The 15,374-nt window shown below is 69.7% G+C and carries 13 protein-coding genes; 10 read left to right on the forward strand and 3 right to left on the reverse strand.

The genetic code is table 11. From position 1 onward, the window contains the following. The first annotated feature begins 62 nt into the window (after positions 1 to 62). Together AVJ23_RS08785 and AVJ23_RS08790 are read left to right on the forward strand one after the other, a co-directional pair. Positions 63 to 1,124 (forward strand): AbrB family transcriptional regulator, encoded by a 1,062-nt coding sequence (locus tag AVJ23_RS08785; protein ID WP_058861980.1) that lies wholly within the window; start codon positions 63 to 65, stop codon positions 1,122 to 1,124. Beyond that, positions 1,121 to 2,911 carry a gamma-glutamyltransferase family protein gene (locus AVJ23_RS08790; protein WP_058861804.1) on the forward strand — a complete coding sequence of 597 codons (1,791 nt, stop codon included), beginning with the start codon at positions 1,121 to 1,123 and terminating at the stop codon, positions 2,909 to 2,911. The genes AVJ23_RS08785 and AVJ23_RS08790 overlap by 4 nt, the downstream gene beginning before the upstream one ends. Here the strand turns inward: AVJ23_RS08790 and AVJ23_RS08795 are convergent. Together AVJ23_RS08795 and AVJ23_RS08800 are read right to left on the reverse strand one after the other, a co-directional pair. Then, positions 2,893 to 4,272: a sensor histidine kinase gene (locus AVJ23_RS08795; RefSeq protein WP_058861805.1), complete on the reverse strand. Its 1,380-nt coding sequence runs from the start codon at positions 4,270 to 4,272 to the stop codon at positions 2,893 to 2,895. The two genes, AVJ23_RS08790 and AVJ23_RS08795, sit on opposite strands and share 19 nt — an antisense overlap. Next, positions 4,269 to 4,946, reverse strand: coding sequence for a response regulator transcription factor (locus AVJ23_RS08800; RefSeq protein ID WP_058861806.1), 678 nt, complete (start codon positions 4,944 to 4,946; stop codon positions 4,269 to 4,271). The genes AVJ23_RS08795 and AVJ23_RS08800 overlap by 4 nt, the downstream gene beginning before the upstream one ends. Before the next feature lie 121 nt (positions 4,947 to 5,067). On the opposite strand from AVJ23_RS08800, the gene AVJ23_RS08805 reads away from it, so the two are divergent. The 6 genes from AVJ23_RS08805 (at position 5,068) to AVJ23_RS08830 (ending at position 12,592) form a co-directional block, all read left to right on the forward strand. Further along, entirely contained in the window at positions 5,068 to 6,180 is a 1,113-nt protein-coding gene (locus AVJ23_RS08805) for a type 2 periplasmic-binding domain-containing protein (RefSeq protein ID WP_058861807.1), read from the forward strand. A gap of 70 nt (positions 6,181 to 6,250) precedes the next feature. Beyond that, the gene (locus tag AVJ23_RS08810; RefSeq protein ID WP_058861808.1) at positions 6,251 to 8,266 is read left to right on the forward strand and encodes a tripartite tricarboxylate transporter permease; all 2,016 of its coding nucleotides are present in this window, start codon (positions 6,251 to 6,253) and stop codon (positions 8,264 to 8,266) included. Beyond that, the gene (locus AVJ23_RS08815; RefSeq protein WP_058861809.1) at positions 8,263 to 9,348 is read left to right on the forward strand and encodes a 4-oxalomesaconate tautomerase; all 1,086 of its coding nucleotides are present in this window, start codon (positions 8,263 to 8,265) and stop codon (positions 9,346 to 9,348) included. Before AVJ23_RS08810 ends, AVJ23_RS08815 begins: the two co-directional genes overlap by 4 nt. After that, positions 9,345 to 11,012 (forward strand): thiamine pyrophosphate-binding protein, encoded by a 1,668-nt coding sequence (locus AVJ23_RS08820; protein WP_058861810.1) that lies wholly within the window; start codon positions 9,345 to 9,347, stop codon positions 11,010 to 11,012. Before AVJ23_RS08815 ends, AVJ23_RS08820 begins: the two co-directional genes overlap by 4 nt. A 122-nt stretch (positions 11,013 to 11,134) precedes the next feature. Further along, on the forward strand, positions 11,135 to 11,887 hold the full coding sequence (locus AVJ23_RS08825) for a sulfite exporter TauE/SafE family protein (RefSeq protein ID WP_058861811.1): 753 nt from the start codon (positions 11,135 to 11,137) through the stop codon (positions 11,885 to 11,887). An 84-nt stretch (positions 11,888 to 11,971) separates the two neighbouring features. Continuing rightward, positions 11,972 to 12,592, forward strand: a complete 621-nt coding sequence (locus AVJ23_RS08830; RefSeq protein ID WP_058861812.1) for a hypothetical protein — start codon at positions 11,972 to 11,974, stop codon at positions 12,590 to 12,592. A 15-nt stretch (positions 12,593 to 12,607) separates the two neighbouring features. On the opposite strand, the gene irr is transcribed toward AVJ23_RS08830, so the two are convergent. Continuing rightward, complete coding sequence (gene irr, locus AVJ23_RS08835; protein ID WP_058861813.1) at positions 12,608 to 13,027, reverse strand: Fur family transcriptional regulator Irr; 420 nt, start codon at positions 13,025 to 13,027, stop codon at positions 12,608 to 12,610. Between the two features lie 185 nt (positions 13,028 to 13,212). On the opposite strand from irr, the gene fabA reads away from it, so the two are divergent. Beyond that, positions 13,213 to 13,722, forward strand: a complete 510-nt coding sequence (gene fabA, locus AVJ23_RS08840; protein WP_058861814.1) for a bifunctional 3-hydroxydecanoyl-ACP dehydratase/trans-2-decenoyl-ACP isomerase — start codon at positions 13,213 to 13,215, stop codon at positions 13,720 to 13,722. A 184-nt stretch (positions 13,723 to 13,906) separates the two neighbouring features. Beyond that, positions 13,907 to 15,310: a PAS domain-containing HWE histidine kinase family protein gene (locus AVJ23_RS08845; RefSeq protein ID WP_058861815.1), complete on the forward strand. Its 1,404-nt coding sequence runs from the start codon at positions 13,907 to 13,909 to the stop codon at positions 15,308 to 15,310. Positions 15,311 to 15,374: the final 64 nt, after the last annotated feature.

Here is a 15,374-nt window from a genome sequence, read left to right on the forward strand (position 1 = left end):
GTATACACTCGAATGCAATCCACCCGGACAGAGGAGGGCGACAGGATGGACCCTTGGCCGCGATGACGCCGCTTTCGACCGGTGCGAAACGCGCCATGACCGTTGCGCTGGCCGCGGCCGGCACCGCGCTGTTCTGGGCGCTGTCGCTGCCGCTGCCCTTCCTCTTCGGCCCGCTGGCCGCCTGCCTGATCGCCGCACTGGTGGGGGCGCCCTTGCGCGGGCTGGGGCAGGTCAGCACCGGGATGCGCACCATCCTCGGCGTGGCGGTGGGGGCCTCCTTCACGCCCGACGTCGTCAGCCAGCTTCCGCAGATGGCGGCCTCGGTCGCGCTGATCCCGCTCTATATCGGGGTGATCGGGCTGGTCGGCGTGCCCTATTTCCGGCGGGTCTGCGGGTTCGACTGGGCCACCTCGTGGTACGCGGCCATGCCCGGCGGGCTGCAGGACATGATCCTCTTCGGGCAGGAGGCCGGCGGCGACGTGCGTGCGCTGTCGCTGATCCATGCCACGCGCGTGCTGATCATCGTGACGCTGGCGCCGGTGATCCTGGTACAGGGCTTCGGCAGTTCGCTCGACAACCCGATCGGCGCCCCGGCGGCCGAGCTGCCCCCGGGCGAGCTGGTGCTGATGGTCGCCGCGGCGCTGATCGGCTGGAAGGGAGGCGAGCGGATCGGGCTGTTCGGCGCCTCGATCCTCGGGCCGATGATCCTGACCGGGGCGCTGGCGCAGCTGGGCCTGATCCATTTCCGCCCGCCGGCCGAGGCGATCCTTGCGGCGCAGTTCTTCATCGGGATCGGCATCGGCGTGGGCTATGTCGGCGTGACCCTGCACGAGATCCGCCGCGACGTACTGGCCGGTCTGGTCTTCGTGGTGATCCTCGCCGCGCTGGCCGCCGTCTTCACCGAGGTCGTCGTGGCCTTCGGCATGGCCGGCCCGGTCGAGGGGTTCCTGGCCTTCGCGCCGGGCGGGCAGGCGGAAATGACGGTGCTGGCGATTATCGTCGGCGCCGATCTGGGCTATGTCATCGTGCATCACCTTTCGCGCGTGCTGCTGGTGATCACCGGGGCGCCCATTGCGGCGCGGCTGCTGCGCGTCAAGACACGGACAGACGAGGAAGACAGATGACGTTCACGACCCGACCCGAGTTGCAGGGCACCTACGGCATGACGGCCTCGACCCATTGGATCGCCTCGGCCGTGGGGATGAAACTGCTGGAAGCGGGCGGCACCGCCAGCGACGCGGCCGTCGGCATGGCCTTCGTGCTGAACGTGGTGGAGCCGCATCTGAACGGGCCGCTGGGCGACATGCCGGCGCTGGTCTGGCCGGCCGGGGCCGAGGCGCCCACCGTCTATTGCGGGCAGGGCACCGCGCCGGCCGGCGCCACCATCGCGCATTACCGCGCCGAGGGGCTGGAGATCGTCCCGGGCTCGGGCCTGCTGGCCACCGTGGTTCCGGGGGCGTTCGATGCGCTGATGCTGATGCTGCGCGATCACGGGCGGCTGTCGCTGCGCGAGGTCATGGAGCCGGCGATCCACTATGCCGCGCATGGCCACCCGCTGCTGGCCCGCGTTGCCGCCGAGATCGACCAGCTGGCGCCGGTCTTCCGCGACGAATGGCCCAGCTCGGCGCCGGTCTGGCTGCCTGGCGGGTCCGTGCCGCAAGCGGGCGAGTTGTTCCGCAACCCCGACCTGGCCGCCTACTGGACCCGGCTGGTGGACGAGGCCGAGGCGGCCGAGGGTCGCGAGGCGCAGATCGAGGCCGCCCGGCGCACCTTCTACGAGGGGTTCGTGGCCGAGGCGATCGACGATTACCTGCGCGAGGCCTGCGTGATCGACGCTACGGGCGGGCATCGCAAGGGCGTGCTGACCGGGCAGGACATGGCCGCGTGGCGTGCCTCGACCGAGGATGCGCTGGCTGCCGACACCCATGGCGCGCGGGTATTCAAATGCGGGCCTTGGACGCAGGGCCCGGTGCTGATCCAGGCGCTGCGCATCCTCGAGGACGTGCCGCTGGGCGAGATGGACCCCGATGGCGATGCCTTCGTGCATCACGTGGTCGAGGCGCTGAAGCTCGCCTTTGCCGACCGCGAGGCCTATTACGGCGATCCCGATTTCGCGGAGATCCCGCTGGAGACGCTGCTGTCGTCGAAGTACGCGCAGGCGCGCCTTGCGCAGATCGGCGAAGAGGCCTCGCTCGACCAGCGGCCGGGCGCGCTGCCGGGTCTGGAGCATCTTGCGCAGGCCTTCCTGGAGCGCGCCGCGCGCACCGTCGCACCGGATGCCGGGATCGGCACGGGCGAGCCGACCATGGCGCACCTGACCAACCAGGACCGCGACACGGTGCATATCGACGTGGTCGACCGCTGGGGCAACGCGGTCTCGGCCACGCCCTCGGGCGGGTGGCTGAAATCCAACCCGGTGATCCCCGGTCTTGGCGTGCCGCTGAACAGCCGGGCGCAGATGTTCTGGCTGGACGAGGGGCTGCCCAGCTCGCTTGCGCCGGGGCGGCGGCCGCGCACCACGCTGTCGCCCTCGATGGCGCGGATGCCGGACGGCACGCGGCTGGCCTTCGGCACGCCGGGCGGTGACCAGCAGGACCAGTGGCAGCTGGCCTTCCTGCTGCGCCACCTGCATCACGGTCACAACCTGCAGGAGGCGATCGACGCGCCGTTGTTCCACACCGCGCATCTACAGGCCAGCTTCTTCCCGCGTGGCACGCGGCCGGGGCACCTGGCGATCGAGCCGGCCATCGGCGACGAGACCATCGCCCGGCTGCGCGCCCGCGGGCACCGGGTCGAGGTCACCGCGCCCTGGGCGGCCGGCCGGCTGAGCGCCGCCAGCCGTCGTCCCGACGGGCTGCTGCGCGCGGCGGCCACGCCGCGGCTGATGCAGGCCTACGCGGTCGGGCGCTGAGCCGCCGCGGGCAGGCGCAGCCGGACCGTCAGACCAGGACCCGCGGCATCGAGGTCCAGCGCGCCGCCATGGCGCCGGGCCACCGCCTCGGCGATGGACAGACCCAGCCCGCTGCCTTCGCCCGGGCTGGCCTGCCCGAAACGGGCCAGCACGACGGGCACCTGTTCCGGGGTCACGCCGGCGCCGTCATCGCTCACCGCGATCTCGACCACGCGGTTGCGGCGGCTGACCGAGACCGTAATCCGCGAAAGCTCCGGCCCGCCATGGCGCAGCGCGTTGTCCACGAGGTTGGCCAGCGCTTCGCGCAGCATCACCGCGTCACCGGGGATCACCGCCGGCATGCGGTCGAGACGGGCGCCCAGCGTCACGCCGCGCGCCGCGGCCGCCTGTTCGTGGCTGTCCACCACCTCGCGCACCACCCCGTCCAGCGCGACAGGGTCGGTGGGCAGGGCGTCGGGATCGGCGCGCAGCCGCTCCAGCGTCAGCAGCTTGTTGGCAAGGTCGGCGGCGTGGCGCGCGGTGCCCACCAGCTCGCCCGCGCGGCGCTGCGCGGCGGCCGGGCTGGGCGCGGCCTCCACCGCCTCGGCCATGGCCAGCACGCCGGCGATCGGGTTGCGCAGCTGGTGCGCGGCGTTCGAGATGAACTCGTTCTGCCGCTCCATCGCCTGTTCCACCTGCGCGAAGAGCGAATTCAGCCGGCTGACCAGCCCCATCGTCTCGGCCGGGACCTTGCGGCGGATCGGGCGGAGGTCGGTGGAACTGCGCGCCGAGATCGCGTCCTCGAGATCCAGCAGCGGGCGCAGGCCGCGATTGACGCCGAACCACACGACCAGCGCCACCGTGCCGATCAGCGCCGCCATCACCACCAGCGACCGGTTCGACAGGTCCTGCACGAAGGCCTCGCGCAGGGCGACATCCTGCCAGACCGTGTAGGTGAACTCGCCCGTGACACGGTCGATCGTGGTCACGTCGCGCAGGGTCAGCACCCGCACCTCGCGCCCGTAATAGAGCGCGTTGTAGACGGCGATCTCGGCATCGGGATCGGGTCGGGTGCCCACCGGCACTGGCGGGGTGGCATAGCCGGTGACAAAGACCCCGTCGGGCGCGTAGGCATGGTAGAAGACCGGCCCGCCCGAGGTATCGGCCAGCAGGTCGCGCGTCTCGATCGACAGCGCGTCCCCGTTCGAGCGCGCGACGTCGGCCGAGATCGCCAGCGCGATGGACAGCAGCGTGCGGTCGAAGAGATCCGCCGCCTGCCGGCGCGCGTCCTGCGCCTGCCAGATGCCCACGGCCACGGCGATCACCAGCAGAGGCACGAGGATGATCAGCGTCAGCCGCAGGCGCAGCGAGGCCGCGGTCATGGCGCGGGCTCCTCCGGGGACAGGCTGTAGCCCAGCCCGCGCTGCACGCGGATCGCCAGCCCGTGCGGCCGCAGCCGCTTGCGCAGCCGCGAGATCAGCACCTCGATGGCGCTTTCCTCGACATCGGCGCCCACGCCGTAGGTGTGATCCAGCAGATCGGCCTTCGAGACGGTGCGCCCCTCGGCCGAGAGCAGCAGCTCCAGCACGCTGACCTCGCGCCGTGGGAAAGTCTGGGGATCGCCGTCGATCTCGATCTGGCGCGAGCCGAGATCCAGCTCCAGCGGGCCGAGACGCAGGCTGTCGCGGATCTCGCGCGGCTTGCGCCGGGCCAGTGCGCGCACCCGCGCTTCCAGCTCGGCCATGGCGAAGGGCTTGGCAAGGTAGTCGTCGGCGCCGCTGTCCAGCCCCTGGACCAGTTCCTCGGTGCCCGAGCGCGCGGTCAGCAGGATCACCGGGCGCTGGTCGCCGCGCTCGCGCATCCGGCGCAACAGGCTCAGCCCGTCCAGCCCGGGCAGGTTGATGTCGAGGATCACCACGTCGCCGCCATCGCTTTGCAGATGGGCATCGGCCTGCAACCCGTCATCCAGGATGTCGACCGCGTGACCGGCATCCTCGAGCCGGTACGAGATGCCCTTTGCGAGCCCCGCGTTGTCCTCGACCAATACAATGCGCAAAACGACCCGCTCCGTGATAGGTTGCCGCAAGGTTCACAGCGTAACTGAACCTCACTCAACGGGGAATCCCCCCGATTTGTGTCGAACAGCGCGGAGGAGACCGCGCACATGGGAGGACAACATGACCGATATCGAAACCACGCGCCGCGCGGCGCTGGGTGTGCTTGGCGCATCCGCACTGGCCTTTGCCGCAGCCCCGGCCACCGCCGGTGGCCATGGCGGCGTCGACATGAGCGGCAAGACCGTCGAATGGGTGATCCCGTTCTCGGAATCGGGCGGCTCGGCCCGCTGGGCGAACTTCTACGCGCCGCTCCTGAGCGAGCAGCTGCCCGGAAACCCTACCGTGGTGGTGCGCTACCGTCCCGGCGCGGGCTCGACCGCCGGCGCCAACTGGTTCCAGGAGCAGGACACCGCGGATGGCACGCTGGTCTTCGGCACCTCCGGCTCGACCCAGTTCCCCTACCTGCTGGGCGATCCGCGCGTGCGCTACGAGTACAATGACTGGCAGGTCGTGCTGGCCTCGGGCGTGGGCGGTGTCGCCTACCTGCCGCCGGACCTGGCCGGCATGATGGACGGGCTGGACGCCACGCCGCTGCAGGACACCGATTTCCTGTGGGGCAGCCAGGGCGCAACGCGCCTGGACCTGGTGGCCAACCTGGCCTGGAAGATGCTGGGCATGACCGTCGACCCGATCTTCGGCATCGAGGGGCGCGGCGACGGCCGCCTGATGTTCGAGCGCGGTGAGGCCAATATCGACTACCAGACCTCGCCCGCCTACCTGCGCTCGGTCGTGCCGATGGTCGAGGACGGGCTGGCCGTGCCGATGATGACCTGGGGCGCGCTGGACGATGACGGCAACATCGTGCGCGACCCGACCTTCCCGGACATCCCGACCTTCAAGGAGGTCTGCGAGGCCACCCCGGCCTGCGAGACCGAGGGCGACGCATGGGATGCGTGGAAGGCGTTCTTCATCGCCGGCTTCCCGGCGCAGAAGATGGTCTTCCTGCCCGCCACGGCCGATGCGGACGTGGTCGCGACCTTCGACAAGGCGTTCAAGGACGTGATCGCGCAGCCCGACTTTGCCGAGAAGGCGGCCACCACGCTGGGGATCTACCCGCAGATGACCGGCCAGGCGGCCGAGAACGCCAAGTCGCTGGCCACCGAGGTACCGGACAGCGCCAAGGCCTTCGTGGTCGACTGGCTGCAGGAGGCCTACGGCGTCTCGCTGGACTGAACCGACCTGATCCCGAACATCGGTCCGGCGCCCACGGGCGCCGGACCCGCACAGCAGGAAGTCCCGTCTCATGGATATCATGGCCACCGCGCTGCCCGCCCTGGGTGAAGCGCTGTCCCTCATCTTCCAGCCCGCGCAGCTGATGTACCTCGTGATCGGGGTGCTGCTGGGCCTGTCGGTCGGGGTGTTCCCCGGGCTCGGCGGGATCGCCGGCCTGTCGCTGGTGCTGCCCTTCATGTTCGGCATGGACCCGGTCTCGGGCCTGGCCCTGATGGTCGGGCTGATCGCGGTGGTGCCGACCTCGGACACCTTCGCCTCGGTGATGCTGGGCATCCCCGGATCCACCGCCAGCCAGGCCACCGTGCTGGACGGGTTCCCGCTGTCCAAGAAGGGCGAGGCGGCGCGCGCGCTGTCGGCGGCCTTCATCTCGTCGCTGTTCGGCGGGTTGATGGGGGCGGTCATCCTGACCTTCTTCCTGCTGATCGCGCGGCCGCTGATCCTGGCCTTCGGTCTGCCCGAGATGCTGCTGATCACCGTCCTGGGCCTGTCCATGGTGGCGATCCTCGCCGGGCGCATCCCGCTCAAGGGTGTCGCCGCCGCGGGGCTTGGACTGATGATCGGCACGATCGGCGAATCCGACGCGTCGGGCAGCCTGCGCATGGCGACCTATGACATTCCCTATCTGGTCGACGGGCTGAAGCTGGTCATCGTCGGCCTCGGCATCTTCGCGGTGCCCGAGATCGTGGCGCTGCTGCGCCAGGACCGGGCGATCTCCAAGACCGGCGGTCTGGGCTCGGGCTGGCTGCGCGGCATCCGCGACTGGGCGGCCAATATCTGGCTGTCGATCCGTTCCGCCTGCATCGGCGTGATCGTCGGCGTGATCCCGGGCCTCGGCGGGTCGGTCGTGGACTGGATCACCTACGGCTTCACCGTGCAGGGCGCCAAGGACAAGTCCCAGTTCGGCCAGGGCGACATCCGCGGCGTGATCGGGCCGGAAAGCTCGAACAACGCCAAGGAGGGCGGGGGCCTCGTGCCGACGCTGATCTTCGGCATTCCCGGCTCGGGCTCCATGGCGGTCTTTCTCGGCGGCATCGCGCTGCTGGGCTATGATCCGGGCCCGCACATGGTGCGCCACAATCTCGACATCACCTACACGATCGTCTGGTCGCTGGCGCTGGCCAACGTGGTGGGCGCGGGGCTGTGCATCCTGCTGTCCAACCAGATCGCGCGGGTCACCACGATCCGCTTCACGCTGGTGGCGCCCTTCCTGTTCACCATCATCGCCTTCGCCGCCTTCCAGTCCAGCCAGACGCTGGAGGATCTCGCGGCGCTGATCGCGATCGGCATCATCGGCATCATGCTGCGCCGGTTCGAATGGTCGCGCCCCGCCTTCCTGATCGGCTTCGTGCTGTCCAGCCAGGCGGAATCCTTCGCCAACCAGGCGGTGCAGATCGCCACGGTGCGCTTCAACCGCGGCTTCTGGGACGGCATGGAATACATCGCCTCGCCGGTGAGCATCGGCATCCTCGCGCTGACCATCATCTCGATCGTGGTGGGCGTCCGGCAGGGCAAGCAGATCCTCGGTTCGGGCACGCCACCGGTGGCGGGACGCCGCGCGCCGCTGATCTTCCTGCTGGCGGTGACCGCCTATGTCGCCGTGGCCGTCTGGGACGCCTCGCAGATCTCGATCATGCGCGACAAGATCTTCCCCGTGACCATCGGGCTGGTGACCCTGGCCGCCTGCGCCCTGCTCTTGCTGCGCATGTCGCGCGCGCCGGCCGGCGATCCGGTCTATGCCGATCTCGAGGCCGGCGAGGAGGACGGGCAGGCGCCCCACGGGCTGTGGGGCACGCTGGGCTGGTTCGCCCTGCTGCTGGGGCTGTCGGCCCTTCTGGGCTTCATCCTGGCGCTGGGGATCTTCTTCATCCTGTTCCTGCGCGAACGCGCCGGGCTGGGCTGGACCCGGACCCTGATCCTGACCGCCGCGGCCATTGGCCTGATGTGCTTCCTCGGCGGCGTGCTCGGCCGCGACTTCCCGCCGGGCCTCCTGCAATCCTACTTCGACCTGCCATGGCCCCTGACATGACCCAGAGAGCAATCCCCTTCCACTTCATGCGCGGCGGAACCTCGCGCGGGCCCTATTTCCGGCGGAGCGATCTGCCGGAGGACCTCGACACCCTGTCGCGGGTGCTGTCCCACGCGGTGGGCGCCGGCCATCCCAACAATATCGACGGGCTGGGCGGCGGCGTGGCGGTGACCACCAAGGTGGCGATTCTGAACGCCTCCGAGGATGCGTCGGCCGATGTCGACTATTTCTTCGCGCAGGTCTCGGTCGACGAGGCAAAGGTCGACTACAAGCCCACCTGCGGCAACATCCTGGTGGGCGTCGGCCCGGCGGCGATCGAGATGGGGCTGGTCGAGGCGACCGACCCCGTCACCCGCGTGCGCATCCGCGCCGTGAACACCGGCGCGCTGGTCGAGGCCGAGGTCCAGACCCCGGGCGGGCGGGTCAGCTACGAGGGCGACGAGGCGATCGACGGCGTGGCGGGCACCGCCGCGCCGGTGGGGCTGAATTTCCTCGACGTGGTCGGCTCGCGCACCGGGGCGCTGTTTCCCACCGGCCAGCCGAAGGACGAGATCGAGGGGATCGAGGTCTCCTGCGTCGACGTGGCCATGCCGATGATGATCGCGCGGGCCGCGGATTTCGGCGTGACCGGCTATGAGAGCCGCGACGAGTTGGAGGCGAACAAAGCGCTGTTCGAGCGGATGGAGCGGATCCGGATCGAGGCCGGGCGCCGCATGGGGATGGGCGATGTCTCGGGCTCGGTCACGCCCAAGATCGGCTTGATCGCGCCGCCGCGCGCCGGTGGCCACTTCGCCACGCGCTACTTCATGCCCTGGTCGACGCATCCGACGCTGGCGGTGACCGGCTCGCAATGCCTCGCCGCCTGCGCCATGGCCCCCGGCACCGTGGCCGAGGGGCTGGTGGCCCCGGTCGACCCCTCGCCGGCGGTGATCCGCATCGAGCACCCGATCGGCCAGATGGAGGTGACGGTCACCTATGCGCAGGGCGCGGACGGCTTCGCCTTCCACTCGGCCGGGCTGGTGCGCACGGCGCGGCTGATCGCGCGGGGCGAACTGATGATCCCCGAGGCCGCCTTCTCATGAGCGGGCCCGGGCCCAAGGTCTTCGACATCCTCGCCCGGAGCGTCCGGCAGGAGGGAGTCGAGACCTGTTTCGCGCTGTTGGGCGACGCCAACATGAACTTCGCCACGCGGCTGGCCGAAACCGGCTGCCGCATGATCCACGTCCGGCACGAGCATTGCGCGGTGGCTGCCGCCATGGCCCATGCCCGCAAGGCCGGCACGGTCGGCATGGCCACGGTCACCTGCGGCCCGGGCCTGACCCAGCTGATGACGGCGCTGCCGGCGGCGGTGCGGGCGCATCTGCCGCTGGTGGTCTTCGCTGGCGAGGCGCCGCTGAAATCGGGCTGGTACAACCAGGCCATCGACCAGGCGCCCTTCGTCACCGCGACCGGGGCGGCCTATCACAGCCTGCACCACCCCGAGCGCATGCCCACGGCGCTTCGCGACGCCTTTCTGCAGGCGCGGGTGGAGCGGCGGCCGGTGGTGCTGGGCGTGCCTTTCGATCTGCAGAACCGCGACTGGACGGGCCCCGAGGCGCTGCCCGAGCCTTCGGCCGCGTTGTTGCCGCAGGTCTCGCCCCTGCCGCCCCATCCCGACGATCTCGCGCAGGCGGTGTCGCTGGTGCAGGGCGCGCGCCGCGTCGTTGTCATGGCCGGGCTTGGCGCCGTCGAGGCCGGCGCCGGGCCGGCCTGCCGCGCGCTGGCCGAGGCCTGCGATGGGCTGCTGGCGACCACCCTGCCGGCGCGGGGGCTGTTTCACGACGATCCCTACTCGATCGGGATCGCGGGGGGCTTTTCCACCGATCTCGCCCGCGCCTGCCTGGCCGAGGCGGACCTCGTCATCGCGGTGGGCGGCTCGCTGGCGCATCACAATTCCGATGCGGGCAAGCTCTGGCCCGGGGCGCAGGTCCTGCAGATCGACACGCACCCCGTTGCGGTCAGCCAGGGCCGGGTGGCCGCCCGGGCGCATCTGCGTGCCGATGCCCGGTTGGGGGTCGAGGCGCTGAGCGCCGCGCTGTCGCCCCGGCCCGCGGACTGGCGCAGCGCCGATCTGGCTCGGCGCATCGCGACCGAGCCGCCCTATGGCGCCGATTTCCCGGCCGAGCCCGGTGTGCATGACCCGCGCGAGGTGGTGGCCGCGCTCGAGGCCGCGCTGCCCGGTGACTGGGAGATGGTCAATTCCTCGGGGCATTGCTCGTTCTTCTTCGCGCAGATGCCCTCGCGCCCGCAGTCGCATTTCCTGACGATCCGCGAGTTCGGCGCGATCGGCAACGGCATCTCGTTCGCGATGGGCGTGGCCGCGGCGCGGCCCGACAGCACCGTGGTGCTGTTCGACGGCGATGGCAGCCTGCTGATGCATGTGCAGGAGTTGGAGACGATCCGGCGGACAGGCATGAACATCCTGATCGTGGCGATGAATGACGGCGCCTATGGCTCCGAGATCCACAAGCTGCGCGCCGAGGGGCTGGACGATGCGGGCGCGGTCTTTGGCCGGACGGACCTTGCGTCCATCGCGCGCGGCTTCGGCATCGGTGGCGAGACAATCACCGACCTGTCCGCCATCCCCGAGATGGTGGCGCGCTTTGCCGTGACGGGCGGGGCGGCGGTTTGGGACATCCCCGTCTCGGACCGCGTCTACTCCCCCGTCATCGCGCGGGCCCATCCCGAGATTGCCGACAGGGGCTGAGCTTTCGCTGGCCAGCGGGTGTCATGCTTGGTATGCAAAGGTATACAGGTATGAGGGTGAGCCATGGACAGCGTTGAGACGGCCCGCGGCAAAGACCACGTCACCGGGCACGGGGCCAGCGCATGATCGCCGGGCTGTCGGTGATCCCCGAGGGGCTGGACCAGTTGGTGGTGCTGACCCTGCTGGCCACCAGCTTTGCGTCCTCCTTCATTACCGTGGCCTTCGGGATCGGCGGCGGCGCACTGCTATTGGCGGTGATGGCCACGCTGGTGCCCATCGCCGCGCTGATCCCGGTGCACGGGCTGATCCAGCTGGGCTCCAATGCGGGGCGCATGGCGCTGCTGCTGCGCGCCGTCTCCTGGCCGGCGTTGCCGGGCTTTGCGGCCGGATCGGTGGCCGGCTGCCTGCTGGGCGGGGTGATGGTGGTGGAACTGCCCGCCGCCATCGTGCAGGTCGGCGTGGGCGCCTTCGTGATCTGGTCGGTCTTTGCGCGCCCGCCGCGCTGGCTGCGCAACATGCCCGTGGTGACAGGCGCGATCTCCAGCTTTCTGACCATGTTCTTCGGCGCCACGGGCCTGTTCGTCGCCAGCTATACCAAGTCGCTGTCCCTGCCGCGGCACGGCCATGTCGCGACCCACGCGGCGCTGATGACCCTGCAGCACGGGCTGAAGGTGGCGGTGTTCGGCCTGCTGGGCTTTGCCTTTGCCGAATGGGGCCTGTTCGTGCTGGCGATGATCCTGGCGGGGCTGGCGGGCACCGCCTCGGGGCGGCTGTTCCTCGACCGGCTGGACGATGCGCTGTTCCGGCGGGCGCTGGACGTGCTGCTTGTGCTGATCTCGTTGCGGCTGATCCTGGGCGGGCTGGGCGTGATCTAGCACTGCTGCGCGGTTCTGCGCGCTTGCCCCGGGTGACGGGCCCGCGCAACGATGGCGCGCAGGGCATCAGCAGGGGGCGCCGCCATGAGCAACCGCATCGACACGCTGCTGGCACGGATCGACGCGCTGACGGACGAGCTCGAGGACGAGATCGCACAGCGCCGCAAGGTCTTTGCCTACCGGATGGAGGGGCGACGCGCCCGGTTCGAGGCCGGCGTGCTGCAGCGCCACCGCGCGATCCGGCAGGGCTGGCTGAGCTTCCTCGCCCGGGCGCGCCTGTCCCATGTGATCACCGCGCCGGTGATCTACTCGCTGATCGTGCCTTTCGTGCTGCTGGATCTCTGGGTCAGCCTCTACCAGGCGATCTGTTTCCGCGCCTACGGCATCCCGCGCGTGCGGCGCGCCGATCACATCCGCATCGACCGGCACCGGCTGGCCTATCTGAACGCGTTGCAGAAGCTGAACTGCATCTATTGCGGCTATTGCAACGGGCTGATCTCTTACGTGCGCGAGATCGCCTCGCGGACCGAGGCCTTCTGGTGCCCGATCAAGCATGCCGGCCCGGTGCGCCACCCGCACCGGCGCTATGCGCAGTTCATGGATTACGGCGATGGCGAGGGGTTCCACGAAGGTCTGGCCGCCTCGCGCAAAGACGTCACGCGCCCCGACCCGCCCGGCGCAGCACGCGCGGGTGACGAGGGCTGAAGGGACCGAGTGTGCCTATTTGCGCCGCAGCCGGATCACCACCTCGACCGAGGCGATCTCGGTCCCCTCAGGCGGTTCGGGCACGCGCACGATCTGCAGCTCGTCCGAGGGCGCGTCGGTCAGGGCGTGATCGTCTTCCCAGAAGAAATGCGGGTGGTCATGGGTGTTGGTGTCGAAATAGCTTTTCGACCCGTCGACCGTGACCTCCTGCATCAGCCCGGCGTCGCAGAACGCCTTGAGCGTGTTGTAGACCGTCGCGAGCGAGACGGGCTCGCCCCGCTCCTTGGCGGCGGCAAAGAGGCTTTCTGCGGTCACGTGCCGGTTCTGGCCGTCGCCCACCAGAAGCGCGGCCAGCGCGATGCGCTGGCGGGTCGGGCGCAGATCGCTGCCGCCCAGCCAGTCCTTGCCACGGTCGATCGCTTCAGACTTGATCATTTGACTCTGCCATTGCGTAGTACCTGTCATATAATGCGTCCGGTGGGCGTTTTTCAAACGAATTTGCCGCGCGCGGGCCGCTGCGGCGGCGGGTGCGACCTCCTGACCCGACCCTTGCATGCCGCGAAGGCCGGGTGATAGAGGATTGCGGACCGCAACGGACAACAGCAAAGGGGCAGGGCTGCATGGCCGATTACCCGACCAGCTTCGGCAAGGACGACCTACTGAAATGCGCGCGCGGCGAGCTGTTCGGCCCGGGCAACGCGCAACTGCCCGAGCCGCCCATGCTGATGATGGACCGCATCACCGATATCTCGGGCGATGGCGGGGTGCATGGCAAGGGCCACGTGCTGGCCGAATTCGACATCCATCCCGACCTGTGGTTCTTCGAATGCCACTTTCCCGGCAACCCGATCATGCCGGGCTGCCTGGGCCTGGACGGGCTGTGGCAGCTGACCGGGTTCAACCTGGGCTGGCGCGGCTGGCAGGGCCGCGGCTATGCGCTGGGCGTGGGCGAGGTCAAGCTGAAGGGCATGGTGCGCCCCGACCGCAAGATGCTGACCTACAAGGTGGACTTCACCAAGGCCGTGCAGACCCGCCGGCTGACCATGGGCGTGGCCGACGGCATCGTCGAGGCCGATGGCGAGGTCATCTACGAGGTCAAGGACATGAAGGTCGCGCTGAGCGAAAGCTGAGCGCCGCCTCAGGGGGCAAACCCGCCCCGACAGTTGCGTCAACCGCGGAATCTCGCCGGTGCCGCTTGGCACCGCGGGGTTTCTGTCCGATATTGTGCAAGAGCGACAGGACACGAAACGCGCAAACCCTCCGGGCGCCGCTGCCATTAGATGCCGGCCCCGAACGGAGGGAAAGGACGGATACATGCGGAATGACCGCATCGCTGCGCCGGATCATCTGGATCTGGCCATCTTCATGGACTCCCTGCCGGACGAGGTTGCCATTCTTGATTCCGACGGGGTCGTCGTGGCCGCCAACGCGGCCTGGCGCCGGTTCAGTCAGGAGAACGGGGGCGATCCCTCGCATTACCTTGGCGTGAACTACATCGATGTCTGTCGTGGTGCGGCGGGCGAATCGAGCGTCGAGGCCGGGCTGATCCCCGACGGGCTGCTGGGCACGCTTCAGACGGGTGAGCCGTTCTTCTGCGAGTATCCCTGCGACAGCCCCTCGGTCAAACGCTGGTTCGAGATGAGCGCCACGCGCATCATGGTCAACGACCACGCCTACCTGACCGTCCAGCACCGCAACATCACCACGCGGCGCGTGAACCAGGACGCGGTGGAGCAGGCCTTCATCGACAACAGCGCCATGTCGGCGCTGGTGGCCGGCACCTCGGACGCGATCCTGACCTATGACCTGAACGGCTGCATCACCACATGGAACCCGGCGGCCGAGAAGCTCTACGGCTATCCCGCCGAGGAGATCATCGGCCAGAGCCTCGAGGTCCTCTACCCGCCGGACTGGCCGCACGGGGTGGCGCATTACCGCGACGAGATCGTGGCCGGCCGGCTGGAGCGGTTCGAGGCGACCCGCATGGCCCGTGATGGCCAGATGCACGAGGTCTGGATCAGCTGCGCCCCGATCCGGTCGTCGCGCGGCGACGTGGTGGCGATCTCGAACATCCACCGCGACGTGACCGATCTGCGCAAGGCCGAGAAGGCGCGCGAGACCATCGCCCGCGAGGTCATCCACCGCGCCAAGAACATGCTCAGCATCGTCTCGGCCATCCAGCGCCAGACCGCGCGCAGCGCCGGGTCGCTGGACGAGTTCAACCGTGCTTTCGGCGCGCGCATCAAGGCGCTGTCCAAGTCGACCGACATGCTGGTCGACGGCGCCTGGACCACGGTGCGGCTGGGGGATTTGCTGCGCGATCACCTGTCGCCCTTCATCCCCGAAGGCGACCCGCGGGTCGAGATCGCGGGTCCTTCGGTCGAGCTGGTGCCGCAGGCGGTGCAGACGCTGGGCATCGCGGTGCACGAGCTCGCCACCAACTCGGCCAAGTACGGCGCGTTGGCCCATCCGCACGGGCGCATCACGCTGCGCTGGCAGCTGGTCGCCAGCGATGCGGGCGGACGGGTGCTGGACCTCGTCTGGGACGAGCAGGGGCTGGCGACCATGCCCAGCACCGACCAGAGCGGGTTCGGCAGCACCGTGCTGATGTCGCTGGCGCCCTCGATGCTGGACACCAGCTCGGCGCTGGAGATCGGCGAGGATGCCGTGCGCTGGCAGATCGGCGTGCCCGAGTCGCATTTCGACCCCGCCCCCTGACGCGGCGGCGTCGGCCACCCCCTGTGGGGCGCCGCCTTGCGCCTGCCGCCCCGGATGCCCTAGT

Origin of the sequence: Pseudoponticoccus marisrubri (genome assembly GCF_001482405.1) — a bacterium.
GTDB lineage: Bacteria > Pseudomonadota > Alphaproteobacteria > Rhodobacterales > Rhodobacteraceae > Pseudoponticoccus > Pseudoponticoccus marisrubri.

What these genes read in the sequence shown, in the direction of transcription:
- AVJ23_RS08785 (WP_058861980.1), top strand. Translation starts at nt 63, where the DNA reads ATGACGCCGCTTTCGACCGGTGCGAAACGCGCCATGACCGTTGCGCTG.
- AVJ23_RS08790 (WP_058861804.1), top strand. Translation starts at nt 1,121, where the DNA reads ATGACGTTCACGACCCGACCCGAGTTGCAGGGCACCTACGGCATGACG.
- AVJ23_RS08795 (WP_058861805.1), bottom strand. Translation starts at nt 4,272, where the DNA reads ATGACCGCGGCCTCGCTGCGCCTGCGGCTGACGCTGATCATCCTCGTG.
- AVJ23_RS08805 (WP_058861807.1), top strand. Translation starts at nt 5,068, where the DNA reads ATGACCGATATCGAAACCACGCGCCGCGCGGCGCTGGGTGTGCTTGGC.
- AVJ23_RS08810 (WP_058861808.1), top strand. Translation starts at nt 6,251, where the DNA reads ATGGATATCATGGCCACCGCGCTGCCCGCCCTGGGTGAAGCGCTGTCC.
- AVJ23_RS08815 (WP_058861809.1), top strand. Translation starts at nt 8,263, where the DNA reads ATGACCCAGAGAGCAATCCCCTTCCACTTCATGCGCGGCGGAACCTCG.
- AVJ23_RS08820 (WP_058861810.1), top strand. Translation starts at nt 9,345, where the DNA reads ATGAGCGGGCCCGGGCCCAAGGTCTTCGACATCCTCGCCCGGAGCGTC.
- AVJ23_RS08825 (WP_058861811.1), top strand. Translation starts at nt 11,135, where the DNA reads ATGATCGCCGGGCTGTCGGTGATCCCCGAGGGGCTGGACCAGTTGGTG.
- AVJ23_RS08830 (WP_058861812.1), top strand. Translation starts at nt 11,972, where the DNA reads ATGAGCAACCGCATCGACACGCTGCTGGCACGGATCGACGCGCTGACG.
- irr (WP_058861813.1), bottom strand. Translation starts at nt 13,027, where the DNA reads ATGATCAAGTCTGAAGCGATCGACCGTGGCAAGGACTGGCTGGGCGGC.
- fabA (WP_058861814.1), top strand. Translation starts at nt 13,213, where the DNA reads ATGGCCGATTACCCGACCAGCTTCGGCAAGGACGACCTACTGAAATGC.
- AVJ23_RS08845 (WP_058861815.1), top strand. Translation starts at nt 13,907, where the DNA reads ATGCGGAATGACCGCATCGCTGCGCCGGATCATCTGGATCTGGCCATC.